This window comes from Bradyrhizobium sp. AT1, from assembly GCF_001590795.1.
In the GTDB taxonomy this organism is placed as follows: domain Bacteria; phylum Pseudomonadota; class Alphaproteobacteria; order Rhizobiales; family Xanthobacteraceae; genus Bradyrhizobium.
In genome coordinates this window covers 5,065,698-5,085,679 of the sequence record NZ_JXDL01000001.1, presented here as the reverse complement: position 1 = coordinate 5,085,679, position 19,982 = coordinate 5,065,698, and the positions used below count along the sequence as shown (strand labels likewise).

Here is a 19,982-nt window from a genome sequence, read left to right as displayed (position 1 = left end):
CGAGTGACCCCGCGTATGAGTAAAAGCGTATGAACACCGCACGCATCGTCGTTCTCGTCATCGCGCTGGCCGCCGGCGGTGTCGCTGCGTATCTGGCAAGCGGCTATCAGAATGCGCCCGCGCCCGCCGTGCCCGTCGCCGAGAAGCTGCCGACGGTCGAAGTCCTCATCGCCAAGAACGACATCCAGCTCGGCCAGGCCGTCAAGCCCGAGGATCTGCAATGGCAGTCATGGCCGGCGGCGACCGCGAGCAGCGCCTTCATCCGCCGCGACAGCAGGCCCGAAGCCCAAACGCAGATCGCCGGCTCGATCGCACGCGTCCCGCTGATGCAGGGCGAGCCGATCCGTGAGCAGAAGCTGGTCAAGGCCGAAGGCTCCGGATTCATGGCCGCGATTCTGCCGTCAGGCATGCGCGCCGTCTCTACCGAGATTTCGGCCGAGACCGGTGCCGGCGGCTTCATCCTGCCCAACGACCGCGTCGACATCGTCCTGACCCGGCGCCTGAAGAATCCCGACGGCGCGAACGGCGGCAACGACCTCATCCTGTCCGAGGTCGTCCTCAGCAATATCCGCGTGCTCGCGATCGACCAGGCGCCGAAGGAAAAGGACGGCCAGAACGCCGTGATCGGCAAGACCGTCACGCTCGAGCTCAAGCCCGACCAGGTCGCCACGCTGTCGGCCGCGCGGCAGGGCGGCACGCTCCAGCTCGCGCTGCGGAGCATCGTCGATGCCAACGCGGTGGACGGTACGGTCGAGGATCAGGGAGCCAAGCACCAGGGGGGCGTCAACGTCATCCGCTACGGCGTATCGGCGCGGCAACTAACGTCACAGAAGTGATGGGGACATGATGAACTACGGGGATGATCGGACGGGCCTGCGCATTCGGGGGAAGCGCGCGCGCTCGTTCCTGGCGGGGACGATGCTGATGCTGGGGCTGCTCTCAGCCCCAAACCAGGTCAGCGCTGCGGATGCACCGGTCGGTGACCAGGCACCGATGCAGGCGCCTGATCTCGGCGTGTCGCCGGTCGCGACGATCGCGTCGGCGAAGACACGTTTTCTCTCGCTTGGCGTGGGCAAATCCGTCGTCATCGACCTGCCGCGCGAGGTCAAGGACGTGCTGGTGGCCGATCCCAAGATCGCCAATGCAGTGATCCGCTCGTCGCAGCGCGCCTATATCATCGGCGGCCAGGTCGGCCAGACCAATGTCGTGTTCTTCACCGCCGACGGCCAGCAGGTCGCCGCCTATGACATCGCGGTGAAGCGCGATCTCAACGGCATGCGCGCGGCGCTGCGCCAGTCGCTGCCCGGTGTGCAGATCGAAGGCGTCGGCGACAGCGTGATGCTGACCGGATCGGTGTCGAGCCCGGTCGAGGCCCAGCAGGCCGGCGAGGTCGCCGCAAAGCTGGTCGGCAGCTCGGACAAGGTCGTCAACAACATCGTCGTGCGCGGTCGCGACCAGGTGATGCTCAAGGTCGTCGTCGGCGAAGTGCGCCGCGACATCGTCAAGCAGCTCGGCGTCGATCTCAGCGCCAGCCTGAACGCCGGCACCGCGGTGGTGAACTTCAACAACTCCAATCCGTTCTCGGTTTCCGGCGGTCCTCTCGTCGGCAGCAACGGACTCGGCGTCGCCGGCCTCTCCCAGGGAGTCGCCACCGTCAGCGCGACCATGCGCGCGATGGAAAGCGCCGGCGTCATGCGCACGCTCGCCGAGCCGAGCCTGACCGCGATCTCCGGCGAAGCCGCCACGTTCGTTGCCGGCGGCGAGTTCCCGATCCCCGCAGGCTATAATTGCGATCCGATCACCCGCTCCTGTGCCACCCAGGTCACCTACAAGAAGTTCGGCATCTCCCTGAACTTCACCCCGGTCGTGCTCAGCGAGGGCCGCATCAGCCTGCGCGTGATGACCGAGGTCTCGGAGCTGTCGAACACGAACTCGATCACGTTGACGCAGGCGGTGTCCGCGACAACGAACAACTCGATCACCATCCCTTCGATCCAGACCCGCCGCGCCGAGACCACGCTGGAAATTCCCTCCGGCGGCTCGATGGCGATGGCCGGCCTGATCCAGCAGAAGACCAAGCAGGCGATCAACGGCCTGCCCGGCGTCGACCAGATCCCGATCATCGGCGCGCTGTTTCGCAGCCAGGACTTCGTCAACAACGAGACCGAGCTGATGGTGATCGTGACGCCCTATGTGGTGCGCGCGGTTGCCCAGAAGGAACTGGCGCGGCCCGACGACGGCTTCGCTTCGGCCTCCGACTCGCAGTCGGCGCTGCTCGGCCGCATGAACCGCCTCTACGGCATCGCGCGCCGCGTCGATTCGATCAGCGGCTCGCCGGGTGATTTCGGCTTCATCATCGACTGAGACGGACGGTTTGGGGACCGGGCGAGAAACGGGGCAAGAGGGGACGATGACGACAACATCAGCCGATCGACGCCGCAGCTTTGGCATCGCGCTGGCACTGACGGGCCTCTCCGTCGTGCTCGGCGCCTGCAACACCACCGGTGAGATCGTCACCCAGACGGTGCCGACCGACTATCGTCAGCGCCACCCGATCGCGGTGCAGGAAGCCAAGAAGTCGACCGTGATCTTCGTCGGCAAGGCGAGGGGCGGCCTTTCGGCCGCGCAGCATTCGGACGTCGCGGGCATCGCGCGGGACTGGGTGCGCGAAGGCACCGGCTCCGTCGTCGTCGACGTCCCCGTCGACAGCGCGAATTCGCGTGCGGCGGCCGCGACGTATCAGGAGATCCGCTCCGTGCTCGCATCCGGCGGCGTGCCGTCGCGGGCCATCGTTCAGCACCCCTATCGCCCTGAAGACCCCGGGCTGCTGCCCACCATCCGCCTGAGCTATTCCCGGATTGCCGCCGTCGCTGGCCCCTGCGGCCTGTGGCCGGAAGACATCGGACCCAACATCCTCGATCCCGGCTACAACGAGAACCGGCCCTATTTCAATCTGGGTTGCGCCAGCCAGCGCAATCTCGCCGCGATGATCGACAACCCCGCCGATCTCGAGCAGCCCCGCGCCGAGACTCCCGCCTATACCGCACGACGCGACATTGCCTTCGAGCGTTACCGCAAGGGCACGCCGATCGCGACGCCCTCACCCGATTCCGACAAGGCCAAACTCAGCGATACCGGCAAATGACAGGTCTCCACGACGAAGACGCGGACGATCCGCAGCACCCCGACGAACACATCGCGCCGGTCCCTCGCATCTCGGTGCAGGCTTTTTGCGAGACCGAGAAGACGCTCGCTGCGGTGACCGCGGCGGGGCAGGACCGCCGGCTCGCCAAGGCGCATCTCACCGCGAAAGACGGTGGCCTTGCCGCGGCGATCGAAGTCTATGAAACGATGCCGACGCCCAACGTCATCGTGATCGAATCCGACGGCACGCGCGACATCCTCGAGGGACTGGACGACCTCGCCGGCGTCTGCGATCCCGGCACGCGCGTGGTCGTGATCGGCAATCCCAACGACACCGCGCCCTATCGCGAGCTGGTGCGCCGCGGCGTCAACGACTACGTGGTCGGACCGGTCGAAACCCTCGACGTCGTCCGCTCGATCTGCAGCCTGTTCTCGGCCTCCGAGGCCATCATCACCGGCCGCGTCATTGCGGTGGTCGGCGCCAAGGGCGGCGTCGGTGCCTCCACCGTCGCGCATAATTTGGCCTGGACCATCGCCCGCGATCTCTCGCTCGATTCGGTCGTGATCGACCTCGACCTCGCCTTCGGCACCGCGGGTCTCGACTACAACCAGGACCCGGCGCAGGGCATCGCCAACGCGGTGCTGTCGCAGGACCGGCCGGACACCGCGCTGATGGAGCGCCTGCTCGCCAAATGCACCGAGCGCCTCAGCCTCCTCGCGGCGCCTGCCACCCTCGACCGCGTCTATGATTTCGGCGCCGAAGCCTTCGACGCCATCTTCGACACGCTGCGCATGACCACGCCCTGCATCGTGCTCGACGTTCCCCACCAATGGTCCGGCTGGACGCGGCGCGCGCTGGTGAACGCCGACGACATCGTGATCGTCGCCGAGCCCGATCTCGCCAATTTGCGCAACACCAAGAACATGCTGAGCGTGCTGAAAGCAGCACGACCGAACGACCGGCCGCCGCTGTACTGCCTCAACCAGGTCGGCATGCACAAGCGCGCGGAGATCGAGGTCAAGGCCTTCGCCAAGACCATGGAGAGCCAGCCGCTCGCGGTGATCCCGTTCGATTCGAAGCTGTTCTCGACCGCGGCCAATAACGGCCAGATGATCGCGGAAGTCTCCAAGAGCCACCGCACCACCGAGCTGTTTCAGAACATGGCAAACCGCCTCGCCGGCCGCGGCGAGGTGAAGAAGCCGAAGCGTTCGCTGCTCGAGCCGCTGCTGAAGAAGCTGAAGGGCCGCTCGGGGCGCGGATCAGCCCCGCATCGCAAGGCGTCGTAGCCGCTCGGGCGGCATGGACCTACTTGTCCGCGCCTGCCCGTTGCTGCTTCTTCGCCAGCAGCTGCCGCAGCGCGGTGACCTTTGCCGCGGCCTGATCGGGCGGCAGGTCGGCCTTCACGAGGATTTCGGCCTCGGCCTCGCGGCCCTGCAATCCCAGCACGAGCGCCAGATTGGCGCGGACCCGCGCATCGTTCTGATTGCGCTGATAAGCGCGGCCGAGCACCTGTTCGGCCTTCGGCAGATTGTTTTGCAGCATGTAGGACAGGCCGAGATTGGACAGCACGGTCGGCTCGTTCGGCACGATCTTCAGCGCCGCGGCGTAATATTGCTGCGCTTCCTCGTTGCGGCCGAGCTGATCGAGCGCCGCGCCCTGCGCCGACAGGATGCGCCAATCGGGATCCTCAGGGCTGTGTGCGCGGCCGAGGACGTCGAAGGCCTGCTGGAAATTGCCGTTGTCGGCGAGTGCGCGGCCATAGCCGGCAAGCAGCGCCTTGTTGCTGGGATGAGCGAGCACCGCCTGCTCCATCACCGCGACCGCCTGCGCGCGCTGGCCGGTCTCGCGCAGCGCCTTGCCGTATTCGAGGGCAATTGCGGGATCGTTCGGCCTGGCGCGGTAACGCTCGCGAAGGGCGTCCATCTCCGGCCTGGCATCGGCCCTGGTATTGGAACTGGCGGCGGATTCCTGCTTGCCGCCGAGCGCTCCGGTGACATCCTCGATGCCGGCGGTCTGGCAGCCGCCGAGGATGAGCACCAGGAGTGCGGGAAGCAGCAATCTCGCCGGAGGAGAGGCGAGGGACGAACGCTTGGACATACTCTGATCACTCGGCAACTGATCAGAGATGCTTACCGATTAACGCTAAAGTCCCGTTAAGGACGCGGTCCCGAACACCTAGTCGGTGAATTCCGCGCCGAACTCGCAGCCGATGCGCCAGCGCAGGCGGCATTGCCGCGAATAGTCGGGGGCGAAGATGATGGTGAATTGCGGCGGCACTTCCAGGAATTCCGCCACCACTTTCACGCCGCCATCCGAGATATCCGTGATCGTGCAGTCCCGCGGCAGCGAGCCCGCGCCAAAATGGATCTTGGCGAGCCGGCTGCACACCCGACGTTCGCTTCTCCGGCGATTTGCAAGCATTTGAACTGTTCACCCGTTAGACCACGGCCCATCCCGCAGGCTTAGAAGTAGCGGACATTCGTTGGAATGTGCTGAGGGGAGAAGCTCGCATTCGAGACGTAGTGTCGGCGTGGTGTTTACGGCCGGTTAGGGTTTGCCCGCCGTCCGGGATCGTTCCCGTATTGTTCTTGCGGTCGGCCTCCGGCTCTGCTACCCCTAATTGTGCGAGAGGGGCAGGCTGGTTTGAGCATGGTTCAGCGGGTTTCCACCGTCGCCTTTGAGGGGATCGAGGCCCGCGCGGTCGACGTGCAGGTGCAGGTCGCGCCGGGGCTGCCGGCCTTTGCCATCGTCGGCCTGCCGGACAAGGCGGTGTCGGAGGCGCGCGAGCGGGTGCGCTCGGCGCTGATCGCCTCGGGCCTGGCGCTGCCTGCGCGCCGGATCATCGTCAACCTAGCGCCGGCCGACCTGCCGAAGGAAGGCAGCCATTACGACCTGCCGATCGCGCTCGGCCTGATGGCGGCGATCGGTGCGATCCCGCCGGACGCGCTGAGCGGCTTCACCGTGCTCGGCGAGCTCGGCCTCGACGGCTCGATCGCGCCCGTGGCCGGCGTTCTTCCCGCCGCGTTCGGCGCCAATATGCGCGAGGAAGGGCTGATCTGCCCGGCCTCGTGCGGCTCCGAAGCGGCGTGGGCGAGCCCGGACATTCAGATCATCGCCGCACACTCGCTGATCCAGATCGCCAACCATTTCAAGGGCACGCAGGTGCTGTCGCGGCCCTCGCCGAAGGTGCACGAGCCCGCCGCCTCCACGCTCGATTTGCGCGACATCAAGGGCCAGGAAAGCGCCAAGCGCGCGCTGGAGATCGCGGCCGCCGGCGGCCATCATTTGCTGATGATCGGCGCACCGGGCGCCGGCAAGTCGATGCTGGCAGCGCGCCTGCCCTCGATCCTGCCGCCGCTGTCGCCGGGCGAATTGCCCGAGGTCTCGATGATTGCCTCGGTCGCCGGCGAGATCAAGGACGGCGCGCTGACGGCGCGGCGGCCGTTCCGCTCGCCGCATCATTCCGCCAGCATGGCCGCGCTTACCGGCGGCGGCATGCGCGCAAAACCCGGCGAGATCTCGCTGGCGCATCAGGGCGTGCTGTTCCTCGACGAGCTGCCCGAATTCGATCCGCGCGTGCTGGATTCGCTGCGCCAACCGCTGGAGAACGGCGAGGTCGCGGTGTCGCGCGCCAATCATCGCGTCACTTACCCTGCGCGCTTCATGCTGGTCGCGGCGATGAATCCCTGCCGCTGCGGCAATGCGTTCGAGCCCGGCTATGCCTGCAAGCGCGGCCGTATCGACCGCTGCACCGGCGATTACCAGGCGCGCATCTCCGGTCCCCTGATGGACCGCATCGATCTGCGCATCGAGGTGCCGGCCGTGACCGCGGCCGATCTGATCCTGCCGCCGCCGGCGGAGGGGTCGGCCGAGGTCGCCGCGCGCGTGGCGGCGGCGCGCGACATCCAGCTCGCACGCTACGCAGACGCGGGTCTGCCGCATGTCCGCACCAACGCCGAGGCCCCCGCCTCCGTGCTGGAGGAGATCGCAAAGCCGGACGCGCAGGGGCAGAAATTGCTGCGCGACGCCGCCGAGACCATGCGGCTGTCGGCGCGCGGCTATCACCGCGTGCTGCGGGTGGCGCGCACGCTGGCCGATCTGGATCATGCCGACAAGATCGGCCGGCTGCATCTGGCCGAGGCGCTGTCATATCGCGCACTCGCGGAGGATGTGCGGCAGCTGGCTTGATCATTCCGCGCATCAACCCGGCGGTAACGAGTTTCCTTTACGCTCTGCAAACCATAAGGCCCGATGAGTTCCCCAGGGCCTCGGCGAGTAGAGTGTCATGTTGCGTCTCAAGATCCTGGCCTCGGTTGTTCCCCTCCTGGCGGCTGTTGCATTCGCCCGCGGCGAGATCGGATCGGTCTCACATCCCTGCATCGCGCTCGGCGACACCTCGGTCGAGCTGACCTCGCTGTTCTGGACGGCCGGCGTGCATGTCGCCTTCACCGAGGATCCGGAGCGCGCCACGGTACGGGTTCAGATCACCGATGATGCGGACGCGGCGGACTTCGCCGTTGTGGACGACGGCCTCGGTTCGGAGCCGGACTCCTGCCAGGCCAATCCCGCGGCGCGCCTCGTCTCGATTGCCGCGCAGCCGGTCGATGGCGGACCGGTGGTCTATCTCTCCACCGAAGGGCCGGCCGACTACCGCATCTATGTGCGCTCGAAATCGTTCTCGCTGCGCGAGGCGGCGGCGCTGATCGTCGGCGCCCGCGGCGGCCATCGCCATCTCCAGGCCGCCTCGCTCTGAAGCATTAACACCTCATCAACCCTGTTTGGAGGCGGTCCCAAAGCCTCAAACTGTTCGCAAGGTCGGCGCGCCATCGTCGCATGCGGCGGTGGTGGGGTTTCGGACAAGAGTCGGGGTCGGTGGCAATGGGTCGGACGTTCCGGATCAAGGTGCGCATGCGCCGCTTCAGGCGACGGCACCCCCGAATTGCCTTTGCGATCCGCTCCTTCATGATCTTCTCGGCGACGTTCGGCGGCGCCTATGGTTTCGTGTCCGGCAGCCGGTCGGAGAATTCCGGCTACGATCCCCATGCCTTTGCGATCGGTGTCAGTTTCCTGTTCGCGCTCGCCTGCCTCGGCCTTGCGACGCTGAGCATGCGCCTGCGCTTCGTGGGCAAGCGCTTGCGGACGCTCGCCGCCCACAACGAGGCGCTGATCGACCGCAATTGGGAGCTGAAGGAAGCGGAAGAACGCGCCCGCAGCCTGTTCGAACAGCAGGGCGATCTGATCGTGCTGCGCGCGACCGACGGCCGCATCACCTTTGCCAACGAGGCCTATTGCGCCCTCGCCGGCCAGGCGCGCAGCGCGCTGGTCGGCACGCGTTTCGACTTCGACGTGCTCGAGCAGGGCGACAGCGCGCGCGAGAGCAATGGCACGCGCATCCACGACCAGAAGATCGCAACCCCGCTCGGCGCGCGCTGGATTGCCTGGCGCGAGGGCTATGTCCGCCTCGATGCCGGCCAGCCCGCCGAATTGCAGAGCGTGGGACGCGACGTCACCGATCGCACCGAAACCGAACGCGCGCTGTCGGAGGCGCGCGACCAGGCCGACGCCGCCAACCGCGCCAAATCGCGCTTCCTCGCCATGGCCTCGCACGAGATCCGTACGCCGCTGAACGGCATCATCGGCATGGGCGGTCTCCTGCTCGACACCCATCTGACGCCGGAGCAGGCGACCTACGCGAAGGCCGTGAAGACCTCGGGCGAGGCCTTGATGGCGCTGATCGAGGAGCTGCTCGACTATTCCAAGATCGAGGCGGGCAAGCTCGATCTGGAGCAACGCCCGTTCGCGCTCTCGACCCTCGTCGAGGAGATTACCGAGCTGCTCGCGCCGCGCGCGCAGGCCAAGCAGCTCGAGATCGCGGCCTATATCGACGAGCGCCTTCCGCTCGAGGTCGTTGGCGATGCCGCGCGGCTGCGCCAGGTGCTGCTCAATCTCGCCGGCAACGCCATCAAATTCACCGCTCACGGCGGCGTCGCGCTGATCGTCGAGCCCGGCATCTGGCCGAACGAGATCAGCTTCCTGGTCCGCGACACCGGGATCGGCATCGCGCCGGAAGCGCAGCAACGCATCTTCCGTGAGTTCGAGCAGGCCGACGCGCGCGTCGCCCGCACCTATGGCGGCACCGGGCTTGGTCTCGCCATCAGCGAGCGCATCGTCAAGCGCATGGGCGGCCGCATCACGCTCACGAGCGAGCCGGGCAAAGGCTCGACCTTCGAGATCGCGGCGCCGCTTCCGCCATCGCAAGCCAGCGCGGGACAGACGGCCTTTCCGAGCCCCGACCTCGCCGGCAAGTCGATGCTCGTTGTCGCCGACGGCATCGAGGCCTCGCTGATCGCGCGACGCCTGGAGCGTTGGGGCGGCCAGACCTGCATGGTCGCGGATGCGGCGGTCGCCGAAGCGCTGTTGCCCGAACGCTCGTGGCACGCAGTGCTGATCGATCGCGCGATCGGCCCTGCCGTGGCCGACCGTCTCGGCGAAATGGCCCGCGCGCATGCGCCACAGCGGCTCGTGCTGCTGACGTCGGGCTCGCGCCATGAAAAGCTGTCGCCGGCCTTCACCGGTTTTCTGGTGAGGCCGCTGCGCGCCGCCTCGCTCGCCGCGCGCCTCGCGCTGACGCCGGAGGTCGCCTCACCCGATCTCGCGCCGGAACCGCCGGCTGAAGCGGCCGGCGCCACACCAGCAAAAGGCCTGTCGATCCTCGTCGCCGAGGACAACGAGATCAACGCGCTGTTGATGCGCTCGTTGCTGACGAAGCTCGGTCATCGGGTCGTGATCGCCGTCCACGGCGAGGCCGCGCTGGAATCCTGGCTCGCTGCGTCGTCGGCCGGCACGCCATATGATCTCGTGCTGATGGATATCCAGATGCCGCAGCTCGACGGCATCGAAGCGACGAAGCGGATCCGCGCGCACGAGGCCGCCACCGGCGGCCACCACACGCCGATCCTGGCGCTCACCGCCAACACGCTGGTGGAGGACCGCTATGCCTGCTTCGAGGCGGGCATGAACGGATTTCTGATCAAGCCGCTCGACCGCGAGAAGCTGGAAGAGGCGCTGGCCGGGCTCGCGGCCGCGCGGCGGCTGGCGGTGTAGGACGTCCCCTGCCGCCGCGCAGCCATTGCACGCGCAATGACACATAGTGCGTCGACAGACCCTCGCCGACGATCGCGCCCAAACTAGTCGGGAGCCTTGTCGTCGTTAAAGCGAGCGATCGAAGGATCGAAAACATAACCCAGGGCGGCCATCGCCAATATGATCGGAATGGACACGCCCACGGCAAAGACCCAGGAGTCCGAGAGGGGCGCCAGATATTCTCTAAGCAAGTAGACAGCAAACGCGACGAGCAAGATTACGGCAACTGAAAACGTGCCCAACAGCGCGATTGCCAACCGGCGGTATTTGACCAACAGACCGAGAGTCAGAACCACATAGCAAATGACCAGCGGCGCAGCCAACACGATGTCCGGGAAGTAGAGTTTGGGATCGAGTCCTTCGCACGCGGGATAATGATCGCAGAAATACAGGTACTTGAAATAGTTCGTGTTGATCCGAAACGGCACCCAGATCATCACCGTGAGAAAAGTGTAACTGAGGCACAAATAGGCCTTCTCGCTTGGAAGGCGCAGAACCGAATTATCAGAGCGGCGGATCTGAACCGCGACGTAGAAGATGGACATCATGATGCCGGTCCCGAGCAACCACATCAGGATCGTGAACGACAAGATGTAGGCGTAGAACGATTTCGAGTAGGGCGCGTCCTTGTCTTTCAACATGCGCCCAAACTCGGCTGCGACCGGCTGGCGATTGCTGAGATATTCAGCCTTGGCATTGCCCTGATAGATCGGCACCGTCAGATAGTAGAAGACATTTGGCCAACAGGGATCGGTGATCCAGAACTTTGAACCGTACTCCTGCTTGAGTGTCGCATCCGGGTCGCGATTGTAGCTGGAAAGGAGCCTGAACTCGCTCGATTGAGTGGCGGTCGGACACCCCGAGAGGGTTGGATGAATTGACCACGGCGTCTCGTATCCCTCCAGTTCGACCGCTACGCCCAATCCTGCAAGCACCACGCCGAAGATCAGCGGGGAAGCATAGGTGAGTCTGGACTGCAGGCGCGCCGAACTGATGACGCTTTCAACAATCAGCAGGACAGGGCGATAGAGCGCGTAGAGGGTCAGTGGAAGAAAGAAGATGGGCCATACGAAAAAGCCGCTCCAGATTGCGGCCATCTTGCCCCACGATTGATACCCGAACTCGAATAGGCCCACGACATTGGTTTGGACCGCGCAGCAGTACCACGCAAAGCAGGCGAAGATGATATAGGCACGCAGCGCAAGCGCATTGAGCCGCCGTTCCTGGTTGAGTCGATCGACGACTCCCTTGAGCTCCGACGTGATTTCATCCGGCGGGGACGTCGTTTCGACCGAAAGGGATTGTTGGTAGTGAAATCGCTGGATGGATTTTGGCAGCTCGGATGCGCGTGGCATGACTGCATCGTCCACCAGAAGCGGCACGATCTTCTTCTCCTGATCGAGACCGAGCCAGATTTCGTGCACGAGCATGTCGAATTGATCAGTACCCGTCCGCTCCTTCAGAATGGTCATCCACTTGCCGCCGACGACCGCGACAACCAAATCGCTGTTCGAGATCGCGACCTCAATCTTGCCCCGATAGTCCTCGGTAACCTCGATATCTTCGGTATCGACGAAGACTTCCGTGAAGCCGGCGGCAGTCAGCGCCCGCTCCAGCTTGCCGATAAAGGCGAAATCAGGCCTGCCGTCCGTTATCGAAATGAACGCATCCTGGCGACGATAGGAAATAAACGCTGCTAAATCGCGTCCCATAGGTTTTAGGCCTGCCCCGCCCGCAATACTAAAAAACCTAACATCAACCCCTGGTAGATTGCACGCGCAATCCACCAGGGCGGCAAGCTGCTCTTCGCCTGGCAGCTGGGGCTAACGACCCGTGGCGCCGTGCCCTACAACCGCCTGAGCGTCACCCTCTCCACCGCGTGGTCGGCACCCTTCTTCAGGATCAGCCTCGCGGCATCACGGCGGCTGGCAATCTGACCAGGACTTCGGAGGGAACCGTCAGCACGACTAGCAAACGACAATTGAAATCGACCTCGTTGCGCGTCACGATCCCTCGGGGCATTGCAGGAGGATTTCGCGCATGAACGCGCTCTGCCGCCTCGTACTGATTGTCCTTTTCGCTGGATTCGCCCGCCACGCCGCGGCCGATACGCCGGAGCTCATCGCCTCGCTCGAGCAAGGCGGCTATGTACTCATCTTTCGGCACACCGCCACCAACGACAGCCAGAAGGACGTCTACCCCTTCAAGTTCGACGACATGAGCGCCCAGCGTCAGCTCAGCGACAAGGGCAGGGACATGGCGCGCCAGATCGGGGCGGCGGTCAAGGAGCTCGCGATCCCGATCGGCGATGTCTACACCAGCCGGCTCAACCGTGCGATCGAAGCCGGCAAGCTGATCTCCGGCCGCGAGGTCAAGCCGGTCGACGCGCTGACGGACAGCAGCAATGCCAGTGCATCGGGAATGGCAAACCCGACCGGCGCCAATGCAAAGGCCGGCCAGGCCGTGCGTCAGCTCGTCGACACGCCGCCAAGGGCCGGTACCAACACCGTCCTGGTCACCCACAAGACCAACATCGCCGATGCCTTCGGCAAGGACGCCGGCGACGTGCAGGAGGGCGAGGCCTTCGTCTACAAGGCCAGCGGCTCCGGTCCCGCCATCCTCGCGGGACGCATCAAGCCGGCGGATTGGACCGCGAAGACCGGCAAATGACAGGCCAACCCTGCCGCCGGCACGAGGAGGCGGGCGTGACTTGCCGCGCCGCCATAGACCTGTGCTACCAACGTCCCGAGAGTAGAGACTGGAGGGCCGGCGACACGTGAGACCATCGGAAGACCGCTCGTTCCTGGTCTGGCTAAGCGTGATCACCCTCGCGTTCGGCTGGCTGCTTTGGCCGTTCTCCGGCGCGATCTTGTGGGCCACGCTGCTGGCGATCATCTTCGCGCCGCTCTATCGACGTGGCGTGGAAGCATTCCCGAAATGGCGCAACCTCGCCGCGTTTTCCACCGTCGTTGTCGTCGTGGTCATGGTCCTGATCCCCGTCGGGGTCGTCATTGCCTCGCTCGTCGACCAGGGAGGCGAGCTGGTTCAGCGCGTTCAGAGCGGGGAGATCAATCTGGCTCATCCCCTGCAACAGTTGAAGGCCGCGCTGCCGGCCTGGGCCGCCTCCCTGTCGGATCGCCTGGCCGGCATCGATCTGACCGCCCTGAAAGAGCGCCTGTCGAGCCTGGTCGTCCCCGCCGGCCAGCAGCTGGCCGGGCACGCGATCAACATCGGTCAGTTGACGGTGGAGTTCGTCGCGAGCCTGCTTGTGATGCTGTATCTGCTGTTCTTCTTCCTGCGCGATGGTGACGAGCTGAACGAGCGCATTCGCGACGCGCTGCCGCTGCGCGCGAGCCACACCGCCGAGATCCTGAATGCATTCACCCTGGCGGTGCGCGGGACGATCAAGGGCATCATCCTGGTTGCCATGATCCAGGGCGCGCTTGGCGGGATGATCTTCTGGCTGCTCGGCCTGACCGCACCACTGCTCGCGGGCGCCATCATGGCGCTGCTTTCGCTTCTGCCCGTGCTCGGCTCCGCCCTGGTCTGGGCTCCCGTCGGTCTCTATTTGCTTGTGGCGGGCTCAGTCACGAAGGGACTCATCCTACTCGCTTTCGGAACCTTCGTGATCGGTCTTGCCGACAATTTCCTCCGCCCCATCCTGGTCGGCCAGTCGATCCGGATGCCGAGCTACGTCGTGCTGCTCGCGACCCTGGGCGGCCTTGCGACCTTCGGAGCGAACGGCTTCGTCATCGGCCCGCTCGTCGCCGCGATGTTCCTGACCGCGTGGCACATCTATGTCGGCGCGAAGGAGGGACGTCAGCTCCGGAAATGACCCGTTACGCGGCGTAAGCAACACAGCGCGGCGCGGACAGCTTGTCGGGCGGCACCGAGGTTCCCTTGAATATGGTGTCCGCCTGGCCCGCGCGTTTGCAATGCGGGCAGACGAAGAGATGCGCGATGATCGGGACCGGTTCGTCCGCGAGCAGTTCGGATCGGTACCACCTCATCTCGATATGGCAATCCGGGCAGGTCGGTGCCTCGAGATGCTCGGCGGCGCTTCTGAGACGATCAACCATGGAGCCCTCGTGTTTCGAAGGTCATAGCTGAATACCTCTTGCCGGTCTGCAACAAAAGACACATTTGCCCGACCAAACCCGGGCGTCGTCGACCGCCGCGATTACAGCCTGCGCAACGCCACGCTCTCCACCGCGTGATCTGCGCCCTTCTTCAGGATCAGCGTCGCGCGCGGGCGGGTCGGCAAGATGTTGTCCTCGAGATTGGCGAGGTTGGTACGCTCCCAGATCGCGGTCGCGGTCGCCGTGGCTTCCTCGTCCGAGAGCAGCGCATAGCGGTTGAAGTAGGATTTCGGGTTGGTGAACGCGGTGTCGCGCAGCGCCAGAAAGCGCTTGATGTACCAGCGCCGCAGCGCCGCCTCGTCGGCGTCGATATAGACCGAGAAGTCGAAGAAGTCGGAGACCACGGGCACCGCCTTGCCGTCGCGCGGCAGCTTGCCGGTCTGCAGCACGTTGACGCCTTCGACGATCAGGATGTCGGGCTGGTCGATCTCGGCCCATTCGTTCGGCACGATGTCGTAGGTCAGATGCGAATAGACCGGCGAGCGGACGTGGCGGCGTCCCGACTTGATGTCAGACAGGAAGTTGAGCAGCAGCGGCAGATCGTAGCTCTCCGGAAAGCCCTTCTTCTGCAAAATGCCCTGCTGCTCGAGCAAGGCCTTCGGGTAAAGAAATCCGTCGGTGGTGATCAGCTCGACCTTCGGGCGCGGCGACCAGCGCGCCAGCAGCGCCTGGAGCACGCGGGCGGTAGTGGATTTTCCGACCGCGACCGAGCCGGCGACGCCGATGATGTATGGCATCTTGCGGTCGCGGATGTTGAGGAACTGGCGCTCCGCGTAATACAGGCGCTGCATCGCATCGACATAGATCGAGAGCAGGCGCGACAACGGAAGATAGATGTCCTCGACCTCCTTGAGATCGAGGCGGTCGTGCAGCGAGCGCAACCGGTCGAACTCGCCCGGCTCCAGCGTCATCGGCGTATCGTCGCGCAGGCGCGCCCACTCCTCGCGCGAATAGATGCGGTACGGATTGTACTGCTGCTCGGGTGCGCGGATATCCATGACGCGACCTTCTCCGTTGAGAGCCCGGCTAGCTGCCGCTCTTGCGAGACGCTTTCTCTTCCAACCCTGACATATTCGTCCGCTTGTCCAGGGCCGCCTCCACCTCTTCCAGCTTTACGCCGCGGGCCTTGAGCAAGACAAGGAAGTGATAGAGCAGGTCGGCACTTTCGGCGATCAGATGCGCGCGATCGTTTTCGACTGCTGCGATTACGGTTTCGACTGCTTCCTCACCGAACTTCTTGGCGCAATGCTCGGCGCCCTTGTCGAGGAGCTTGCGGGTATAGGACGCTTCGCCGCCGGCCGCCGCGCGGGCGTCGATGGTGTCGGCCAGATCGTGGATCGTGAAACGCGGCATCGGACTTACTCGGAAACACATGAGGCCACGGAGGCCATTTCCCACCGGCCTGTGTAGCACTTTTGCGAACGGGAGTCGTCAGGCATCGAGGCGCATCGCCAGTCCGCGGCGGGCCATGTGCTCCTTGGCTTCGCGGATGGTGAATTCCCCGAAATGGAAGATCGAGGCCGCCAGCACGGCCGTGGCATGGCCGTCGCGGATACCGTCGACGAGATGGTCGAGATTGCCGACGCCGCCCGAGGCGATCACCGGAACGGGCACGCTGTCGGCGATCGCCCGGGTCAGCGGGATGTCGAATCCTTGCCTCGTGCCATCGCGGTCCATCGAGGTGAGCAGGATCTCGCCGGCGCCGAGCGAGACCACTTCCTGGGCATATTCGATCGCATCGATGCCGGTCGAGTTGCGGCCGCCATGGGTGAAGATTTCCCAGCGTTCGCCGCCCGGACGCTTGACCCGCTTGGCGTCGATCGCGACCACGACGCACTGCTCGCCGAACTTCTCGGCGGCTTCCTTGACGAACTCACGCCGCGACACCGCCGCGCTGTTGATCGAGACCTTGTCGGCGCCGGCACGCAGCAGCGTCTTGATGTCGTTGACCTCGCGCACGCCGCCGCCGACGGTCACCGGCATGAAGCAGGCCTCCGCAGTGCGGCGGACCACATCCAGCATGATGCCGCGATTCTCATGGGTTGCGGTGATGTCGAGGAAGGTAAGCTCGTCGGCGCCGGCGGCGTCATAGGCAATGGCGGCCTCGACAGGATCGCCAGCATCGCGCAGGTCGACGAAGTTGACGCCCTTGACGACGCGGCCGTCCTTGACGTCGAGACAGGGGATCACGCGCACCTTGAACATGTGTCAGCTCCTGCGCGCGTCGCGGATCAAAGTGAGCGCGGCGGCGGGATCAAGCCGGCCGTCGTACAGCGCGCGGCCGGCGATGGCGCCGGCGAGCTTTTTCGCGCGCGGCGTCAGCATCGCCTTGACGTCGTCGATCGAGGCGAGGCCGCCCGAGGCGATCACCGGGATCGAGATGGCGTCCGCGAGCGCAATGGTCGCGTCCAGATTCAGGCCCTTGAGCAGGCCGTCGCGCGCGATGTCGGTGAAGATGATGGCGGCAACGCCGGCATCCTCGAACCGCTTTGCGATCTCGAGCACAGTGACTTGCGAGGTTTCGGCCCAGCCTTCGACCGCGACCTTGCCGTCCCGCGCGTCGAGCCCGACCGCGACTCGGCCGGGGAATGTCTTCGCGGCGGACTTCACCAGCTCTGGATCGCGCACCGCGGCGGTGCCGATGATGACGCGGGCGATGCCCTTGTCGAGCCAGGCTTCGACGGTCTTGAGATCGCGAATGCCGCCGCCGAGCTGCACCGGAATCTTGATCGTCTTCAGCATCGCCTCGACGGCCTCGGCATTCACCGGCTTGCCGGCGAAGGCACCGTCAAGATCCACAACGTGGAGATATTCAAAGCCCTGCTCGACAAAGCTCTGCGCCTGCGCGGCCGGATTGAGGTTGAAGACGGTCGCGCGCGCCATGTCGCCTTGCTCGAGGCGCACGCATTGGCCGTTCTTGAGGTCGATCGCTGGAAAGAGAATCACGGTTTCCATCGCAAAAAGTTCGAGATCAAAGCGAGGCCGAAGCGCTGGCTCTTCTCGGGGTGAAACTGCGTGCCGATGGCGGTGTCCTTGCCGACGATCGCGGTGACAGGCCCGCCGTAATCGGCGCGCGCGAGCACATCCGCCTCGTTGGCGGCGTTGAGGTGATAGGAATGCACGAAATAAGCATGCTGTCCTTTCGGGCCGAGCGGCAGCTTGTTCAGCACCGGGTGCTCGCGCAGGACGTCGAGCGTATTCCAGCCCATGTGCGGGATCTTCAGGCTCTCGTCGCGCGGCGTGATCTTCTCGACGTCGCCGCCGATCCAGTTCAGGCCTTCGGTGATGACATGCTCCTTGCCGCGGCTCGCCATCAGCTGCATGCCGACACAGATGCCGAAGAACGGCCGCGCCTTGACGCGCACAGCTTCCGTGATCGCCTCGACCATGCCGTTGACGGCATCGAGGCCGCGCCGGCAATCGGCGAAGGCGCCGACGCCCGGCAGTACAAGGCGGTCAGCCTCGTAAGCCTGGTCCGGATCGCTGGTGACAAAGACCTTTTGCGGGTTCTCAAGGCTGCGCGCGGCGCGCTCGAAGGCTTTCGCGGCGGAATGCAGATTCCCGGAACCGTAATCGATGATGGCGACGCTCATCTTGACCCTCCCGGTTCTGGAAACAATCCAATGATGCCGCCGGCCGGAATCGGCGGCGGGTTCGAGAATTGCTGACCCGGCGTTGAGCGGGTCGGCGGCGGGCCGCCGCGATCGACGGCCCATTGATCGTTGACGATGCCGTGCTGTTTCTGGCTCCAGCGCTCGAAGAAGCGGCGCTCGGCGGTGTCCTCGTCGTCGGCAATCACCACGTCGAGCTGCCGCCATTTGCCGCGCGACAACGTCCAGCGACGCAGGCTCGCAGCCTCGAGTCCCATCAGCAGCGCAATGATGAGATCGGCGAAGAAGATCGAGGAGCGTCCGATACCGAGGCTCGACAGCCCCGCGTTGAACGCGGCCACGAAAATCAGATAGCCGATCAGCGCCAGCCACAGCCGGTTCCAGAGCAACCAGAACGGGCCGAAGATCATCGCCCAGAAATGAAAACCGTCACGCACGAACACGAACTTGTCGGTCGCGCGCAGATCGGCTCCAGCCGGGGAGGGAGCATGGACTGTGTAGACAGGCATGGTGATGCCCCGTTCCCAAAAATTCAGTGATACCGCGAGCGGCGCGTGCCGCCGGCCGAAAGACGTCAGCCGCCGAGCGAGCCCTTGGTGGACGGGATTTCGCCCACAGCCTTCGGATCGATCGCGACCGCCGTGCGCAGCGCCCGCGCCAGACCCTTGAAGCAGGACTCGGCGATATGGTGGCTGTTATCGCCATATAGGGTCTCGACGTGGAGAGTCACGCCGGCATTCATGGCGAAGGCCTGGAACCACTCGCGCACCAGCTCGGTGTCGAACTCACCGATCTTGTCGCGGGGGAAATCGGCCTTGAACACCAGGAACGGGCGGCCCGAGATATCGATGACCACGCGCGACAGCGTCTCGTCCATGGGCATATGCACGCCGGCATAGCGGGTGATGCCCGCCATGTTGCCGAGCGCCTGCTTGACCGCCTGGCCGAGCGCGATGCCGGTGTCTTCGGTGGTATGGTGGTAATCAATGTGCAGATCGCCTACCGCCTTGACCGTGAGGTCGATGCGGGAATGGCGGGCGAGGAGATCGAGCATATGGTCGAAAAAGCCGATGCCGGTCGCGATATCAGCCACGCCGGATCCATCGAGGTTCACGGTGACCTCGATCTCGGTTTCCTTGGTCTTGCGCTTGATCGTCGCGGTGCGCATTGAAGGCTTTCGTTGGGGTTTGGCCGGAAACGCAGTCTATTAACAGCCAAATGACGCCTTCGCTACTGCGGGAACGGCCGGCCGGGTCTCTACTTCTGCCTATGGTGAGCGAAATTCGGCCCGGAACGGCCCGTTGTGCCCCCGTCTCCGACCGCCTAAATCAGGCCGGACAACGAGGACCATTCATGCAGGATTCCCACAACAGCTCCCCCGGCTGGCACGGCACCACGATTTTGACGGTCCGCAAGGACGGCAGGGTGGTGGTCGGCGGTGACGGGCAGGTCTCGATCGGCCAGACCGTCATCAAGTCCAACGCCAAGAAGGTCCGCAAGCTCGGAAAGGGCGACGTGATCGGCGGCTTTGCCGGCGCGACGGCCGATGCCTTCACTTTGTTTGAGCGGCTGGAGGCCAAGCTCGAGCAATATCCGGGGCAGCTGACCCGGGCCGCGGTGGAGCTGGCCAAGGACTGGCGCACCGACCGCTATTTGCGACGGCTGGAAGCCATGATGATCGTGGCCGACAAGGACGTCTCCCTGGTGCTGACAGGCACCGGCGACGTGCTCGAGCCCGAGGCCGGCGTCATGGCGATCGGCTCCGGGGGCAATTACGCGCTCTCGGCTGCGCGGGCCCTGCTCGATACCGACAAGGATGCCGAGACCATCGTCCGCCGCTCCCTCGACATCGCCGCGGATATTTGCGTCTACACGAACCGGAATTTGACGATTGAGAGCCTGGCGACCGGCTAGAGGATCCACCTGTGGACGGACAGTGTAGCT

Annotated in this window: 21 protein-coding genes; 10 read left to right on the top strand and 11 right to left on the bottom strand. The window is 65.0% G+C overall.

What is annotated here, in order from left to right; translation table 11 throughout:
* Positions 1-29 precede the first annotated feature (29 nt).
* The 4 genes from cpaB to SE92_RS23610 are packed head-to-tail and all read left to right on the top strand — an operon-like array spanning position 30 to position 4,431.
* Positions 30-836: a Flp pilus assembly protein CpaB gene (gene cpaB, locus SE92_RS23625; RefSeq protein ID WP_063198783.1), complete on the top strand. Its 807-nt coding sequence runs from the start codon at positions 30-32 to the stop codon at positions 834-836.
* A 10-nt stretch (positions 837-846) separates the two neighbouring features.
* Positions 847-2,364 (top strand): type II and III secretion system protein family protein, encoded by a 1,518-nt coding sequence (locus tag SE92_RS23620; protein WP_157095945.1) that lies wholly within the window; start codon positions 847-849, stop codon positions 2,362-2,364.
* A 46-nt stretch (positions 2,365-2,410) separates the two neighbouring features.
* A complete protein-coding gene (locus SE92_RS23615) occupies positions 2,411-3,145 on the top strand; it encodes a CpaD family pilus assembly protein (RefSeq protein ID WP_063198780.1) in 735 nt (244 codons plus the stop codon).
* Positions 3,142-4,431: a CpaE/TadZ family protein gene (locus SE92_RS23610; RefSeq protein WP_063198778.1), complete on the top strand. Its 1,290-nt coding sequence runs from the start codon at positions 3,142-3,144 to the stop codon at positions 4,429-4,431. Before SE92_RS23615 ends, SE92_RS23610 begins: the two co-directional genes overlap by 4 nt.
* A 19-nt stretch (positions 4,432-4,450) precedes the next feature.
* On the opposite strand, the gene SE92_RS23605 is transcribed toward SE92_RS23610, so the two are convergent.
* Both SE92_RS23605 and SE92_RS23600 read right to left on the bottom strand, forming a co-directional pair.
* A complete protein-coding gene (locus SE92_RS23605; protein ID WP_063198776.1) occupies positions 4,451-5,242 on the bottom strand; it encodes a tetratricopeptide repeat protein in 792 nt (263 codons plus the stop codon).
* A 78-nt stretch (positions 5,243-5,320) separates the two neighbouring features.
* Positions 5,321-5,566, bottom strand: a complete 246-nt coding sequence (locus SE92_RS23600; RefSeq protein ID WP_011083489.1) for a PilZ domain-containing protein — start codon at positions 5,564-5,566, stop codon at positions 5,321-5,323.
* Between the two features lie 228 nt (positions 5,567-5,794).
* Between SE92_RS23600 and SE92_RS23595 the strand changes: the two genes are divergently transcribed.
* The 3 genes from SE92_RS23595 (at position 5,795) to SE92_RS23585 (ending at position 10,249) form a co-directional block, all read left to right on the top strand.
* Positions 5,795-7,333: a YifB family Mg chelatase-like AAA ATPase gene (locus SE92_RS23595; RefSeq protein ID WP_063198775.1), complete on the top strand. Its 1,539-nt coding sequence runs from the start codon at positions 5,795-5,797 to the stop codon at positions 7,331-7,333.
* A gap of 97 nt (positions 7,334-7,430) precedes the next feature.
* Positions 7,431-7,898, top strand: a complete 468-nt coding sequence (locus SE92_RS23590; protein WP_063198773.1) for a hypothetical protein — start codon at positions 7,431-7,433, stop codon at positions 7,896-7,898.
* 125 nt (positions 7,899-8,023) lie between these two features.
* Positions 8,024-10,249, top strand: a complete 2,226-nt coding sequence (locus tag SE92_RS23585) for a PAS domain-containing hybrid sensor histidine kinase/response regulator (RefSeq protein ID WP_063198771.1) — start codon at positions 8,024-8,026, stop codon at positions 10,247-10,249.
* 83 nt (positions 10,250-10,332) lie between these two features.
* On the opposite strand, the gene SE92_RS23580 is transcribed toward SE92_RS23585, so the two are convergent.
* A complete protein-coding gene (locus SE92_RS23580) occupies positions 10,333-12,000 on the bottom strand; it encodes a toll/interleukin-1 receptor domain-containing protein (RefSeq protein WP_063198770.1) in 1,668 nt (555 codons plus the stop codon).
* A gap of 328 nt (positions 12,001-12,328) precedes the next feature.
* On the opposite strand from SE92_RS23580, the gene SE92_RS23575 reads away from it, so the two are divergent.
* Positions 12,329-12,958: a histidine phosphatase family protein gene (locus SE92_RS23575; RefSeq protein WP_063198768.1), complete on the top strand. Its 630-nt coding sequence runs from the start codon at positions 12,329-12,331 to the stop codon at positions 12,956-12,958.
* Positions 12,959-13,064: 106 nt separating this feature from the next.
* Positions 13,065-14,123 (top strand): AI-2E family transporter, encoded by a 1,059-nt coding sequence (locus SE92_RS23570; protein ID WP_063198766.1) that lies wholly within the window; start codon positions 13,065-13,067, stop codon positions 14,121-14,123.
* Between the two features lie 4 nt (positions 14,124-14,127).
* On the opposite strand, the gene SE92_RS23565 is transcribed toward SE92_RS23570, so the two are convergent.
* The 8 genes from SE92_RS23565 to hisB all read right to left on the bottom strand — a co-directional run bounded on the left by SE92_RS23565 (position 14,128) and on the right by hisB (position 19,206).
* Positions 14,128-14,367, bottom strand: a complete 240-nt coding sequence (locus tag SE92_RS23565) for a hypothetical protein (protein ID WP_063198765.1) — start codon at positions 14,365-14,367, stop codon at positions 14,128-14,130.
* A 101-nt stretch (positions 14,368-14,468) separates the two neighbouring features.
* Positions 14,469-15,425: a type I pantothenate kinase gene (gene coaA, locus SE92_RS23560; protein ID WP_063198763.1), complete on the bottom strand. Its 957-nt coding sequence runs from the start codon at positions 15,423-15,425 to the stop codon at positions 14,469-14,471.
* Between the two features lie 28 nt (positions 15,426-15,453).
* Complete coding sequence (locus tag SE92_RS23555; RefSeq protein ID WP_063198762.1) at positions 15,454-15,780, bottom strand: phosphoribosyl-ATP diphosphatase; 327 nt, start codon at positions 15,778-15,780, stop codon at positions 15,454-15,456.
* 78 nt (positions 15,781-15,858) lie between these two features.
* Positions 15,859-16,632 carry an imidazole glycerol phosphate synthase subunit HisF gene (gene hisF, locus SE92_RS23550; RefSeq protein WP_063198760.1) on the bottom strand — a complete coding sequence of 258 codons (774 nt, stop codon included), beginning with the start codon at positions 16,630-16,632 and terminating at the stop codon, positions 15,859-15,861.
* A gap of 3 nt (positions 16,633-16,635) precedes the next feature.
* Positions 16,636-17,373, bottom strand: a complete 738-nt coding sequence (hisA, locus tag SE92_RS23545) for a 1-(5-phosphoribosyl)-5-[(5-phosphoribosylamino)methylideneamino]imidazole-4-carboxamide isomerase (protein ID WP_063203718.1) — start codon at positions 17,371-17,373, stop codon at positions 16,636-16,638.
* Positions 17,370-18,020, bottom strand: a complete 651-nt coding sequence (gene hisH, locus SE92_RS23540) for an imidazole glycerol phosphate synthase subunit HisH (protein WP_063198758.1) — start codon at positions 18,018-18,020, stop codon at positions 17,370-17,372. The genes hisA and hisH overlap by 4 nt, the downstream gene beginning before the upstream one ends.
* Complete coding sequence (locus SE92_RS23535) at positions 18,017-18,547, bottom strand: DUF2628 domain-containing protein (RefSeq protein WP_063198757.1); 531 nt, start codon at positions 18,545-18,547, stop codon at positions 18,017-18,019. The genes hisH and SE92_RS23535 overlap by 4 nt, the downstream gene beginning before the upstream one ends.
* A gap of 65 nt (positions 18,548-18,612) precedes the next feature.
* The gene (gene hisB, locus SE92_RS23530) at positions 18,613-19,206 is read right to left on the bottom strand and encodes an imidazoleglycerol-phosphate dehydratase HisB (protein ID WP_063198755.1); all 594 of its coding nucleotides are present in this window, start codon (positions 19,204-19,206) and stop codon (positions 18,613-18,615) included.
* A 185-nt stretch (positions 19,207-19,391) separates the two neighbouring features.
* Between hisB and hslV the strand changes: the two genes are divergently transcribed.
* Complete coding sequence (hslV, locus tag SE92_RS23525) at positions 19,392-19,952, top strand: ATP-dependent protease subunit HslV (RefSeq protein WP_063198754.1); 561 nt, start codon at positions 19,392-19,394, stop codon at positions 19,950-19,952.
* The last annotated feature ends 30 nt before the right edge of the window (positions 19,953-19,982 follow it).

Bases quoted from the DNA above. Each gene is read 5' to 3' on its own strand.
- SE92_RS23590 (WP_063198773.1), top strand. From the start codon at position 7,431: ATGTTGCGTCTCAAGATCCTGGCCTCGGTTGTTCCCCTCCTGGCGGCT.
- SE92_RS23610 (WP_063198778.1), top strand. From the start codon at position 3,142: ATGACAGGTCTCCACGACGAAGACGCGGACGATCCGCAGCACCCCGAC.
- hisB (WP_063198755.1), bottom strand. From the start codon at position 19,206: ATGCGCACCGCGACGATCAAGCGCAAGACCAAGGAAACCGAGATCGAG.
- hisH (WP_063198758.1), bottom strand. From the start codon at position 18,020: ATGAGCGTCGCCATCATCGATTACGGTTCCGGGAATCTGCATTCCGCC.
- SE92_RS23580 (WP_063198770.1), bottom strand. From the start codon at position 12,000: ATGGGACGCGATTTAGCAGCGTTTATTTCCTATCGTCGCCAGGATGCG.
- SE92_RS23565 (WP_063198765.1), bottom strand. From the start codon at position 14,367: ATGGTTGATCGTCTCAGAAGCGCCGCCGAGCATCTCGAGGCACCGACC.
- hslV (WP_063198754.1), top strand. From the start codon at position 19,392: ATGCAGGATTCCCACAACAGCTCCCCCGGCTGGCACGGCACCACGATT.
- SE92_RS23600 (WP_011083489.1), bottom strand. From the start codon at position 5,566: ATGCTTGCAAATCGCCGGAGAAGCGAACGTCGGGTGTGCAGCCGGCTC.
- SE92_RS23605 (WP_063198776.1), bottom strand. From the start codon at position 5,242: ATGTCCAAGCGTTCGTCCCTCGCCTCTCCTCCGGCGAGATTGCTGCTT.
- cpaB (WP_063198783.1), top strand. From the start codon at position 30: ATGAACACCGCACGCATCGTCGTTCTCGTCATCGCGCTGGCCGCCGGC.
- coaA (WP_063198763.1), bottom strand. From the start codon at position 15,425: ATGGATATCCGCGCACCCGAGCAGCAGTACAATCCGTACCGCATCTAT.
- SE92_RS23585 (WP_063198771.1), top strand. From the start codon at position 8,024: ATGGGTCGGACGTTCCGGATCAAGGTGCGCATGCGCCGCTTCAGGCGA.
- SE92_RS23575 (WP_063198768.1), top strand. From the start codon at position 12,329: ATGAACGCGCTCTGCCGCCTCGTACTGATTGTCCTTTTCGCTGGATTC.
- SE92_RS23595 (WP_063198775.1), top strand. From the start codon at position 5,795: ATGGTTCAGCGGGTTTCCACCGTCGCCTTTGAGGGGATCGAGGCCCGC.
- SE92_RS23555 (WP_063198762.1), bottom strand. From the start codon at position 15,780: ATGCCGCGTTTCACGATCCACGATCTGGCCGACACCATCGACGCCCGC.
- SE92_RS23615 (WP_063198780.1), top strand. From the start codon at position 2,411: ATGACGACAACATCAGCCGATCGACGCCGCAGCTTTGGCATCGCGCTG.
- SE92_RS23620 (WP_157095945.1), top strand. From the start codon at position 847: ATGAACTACGGGGATGATCGGACGGGCCTGCGCATTCGGGGGAAGCGC.
- hisF (WP_063198760.1), bottom strand. From the start codon at position 16,632: ATGTTCAAGGTGCGCGTGATCCCCTGTCTCGACGTCAAGGACGGCCGC.
- SE92_RS23535 (WP_063198757.1), bottom strand. From the start codon at position 18,547: ATGCCTGTCTACACAGTCCATGCTCCCTCCCCGGCTGGAGCCGATCTG.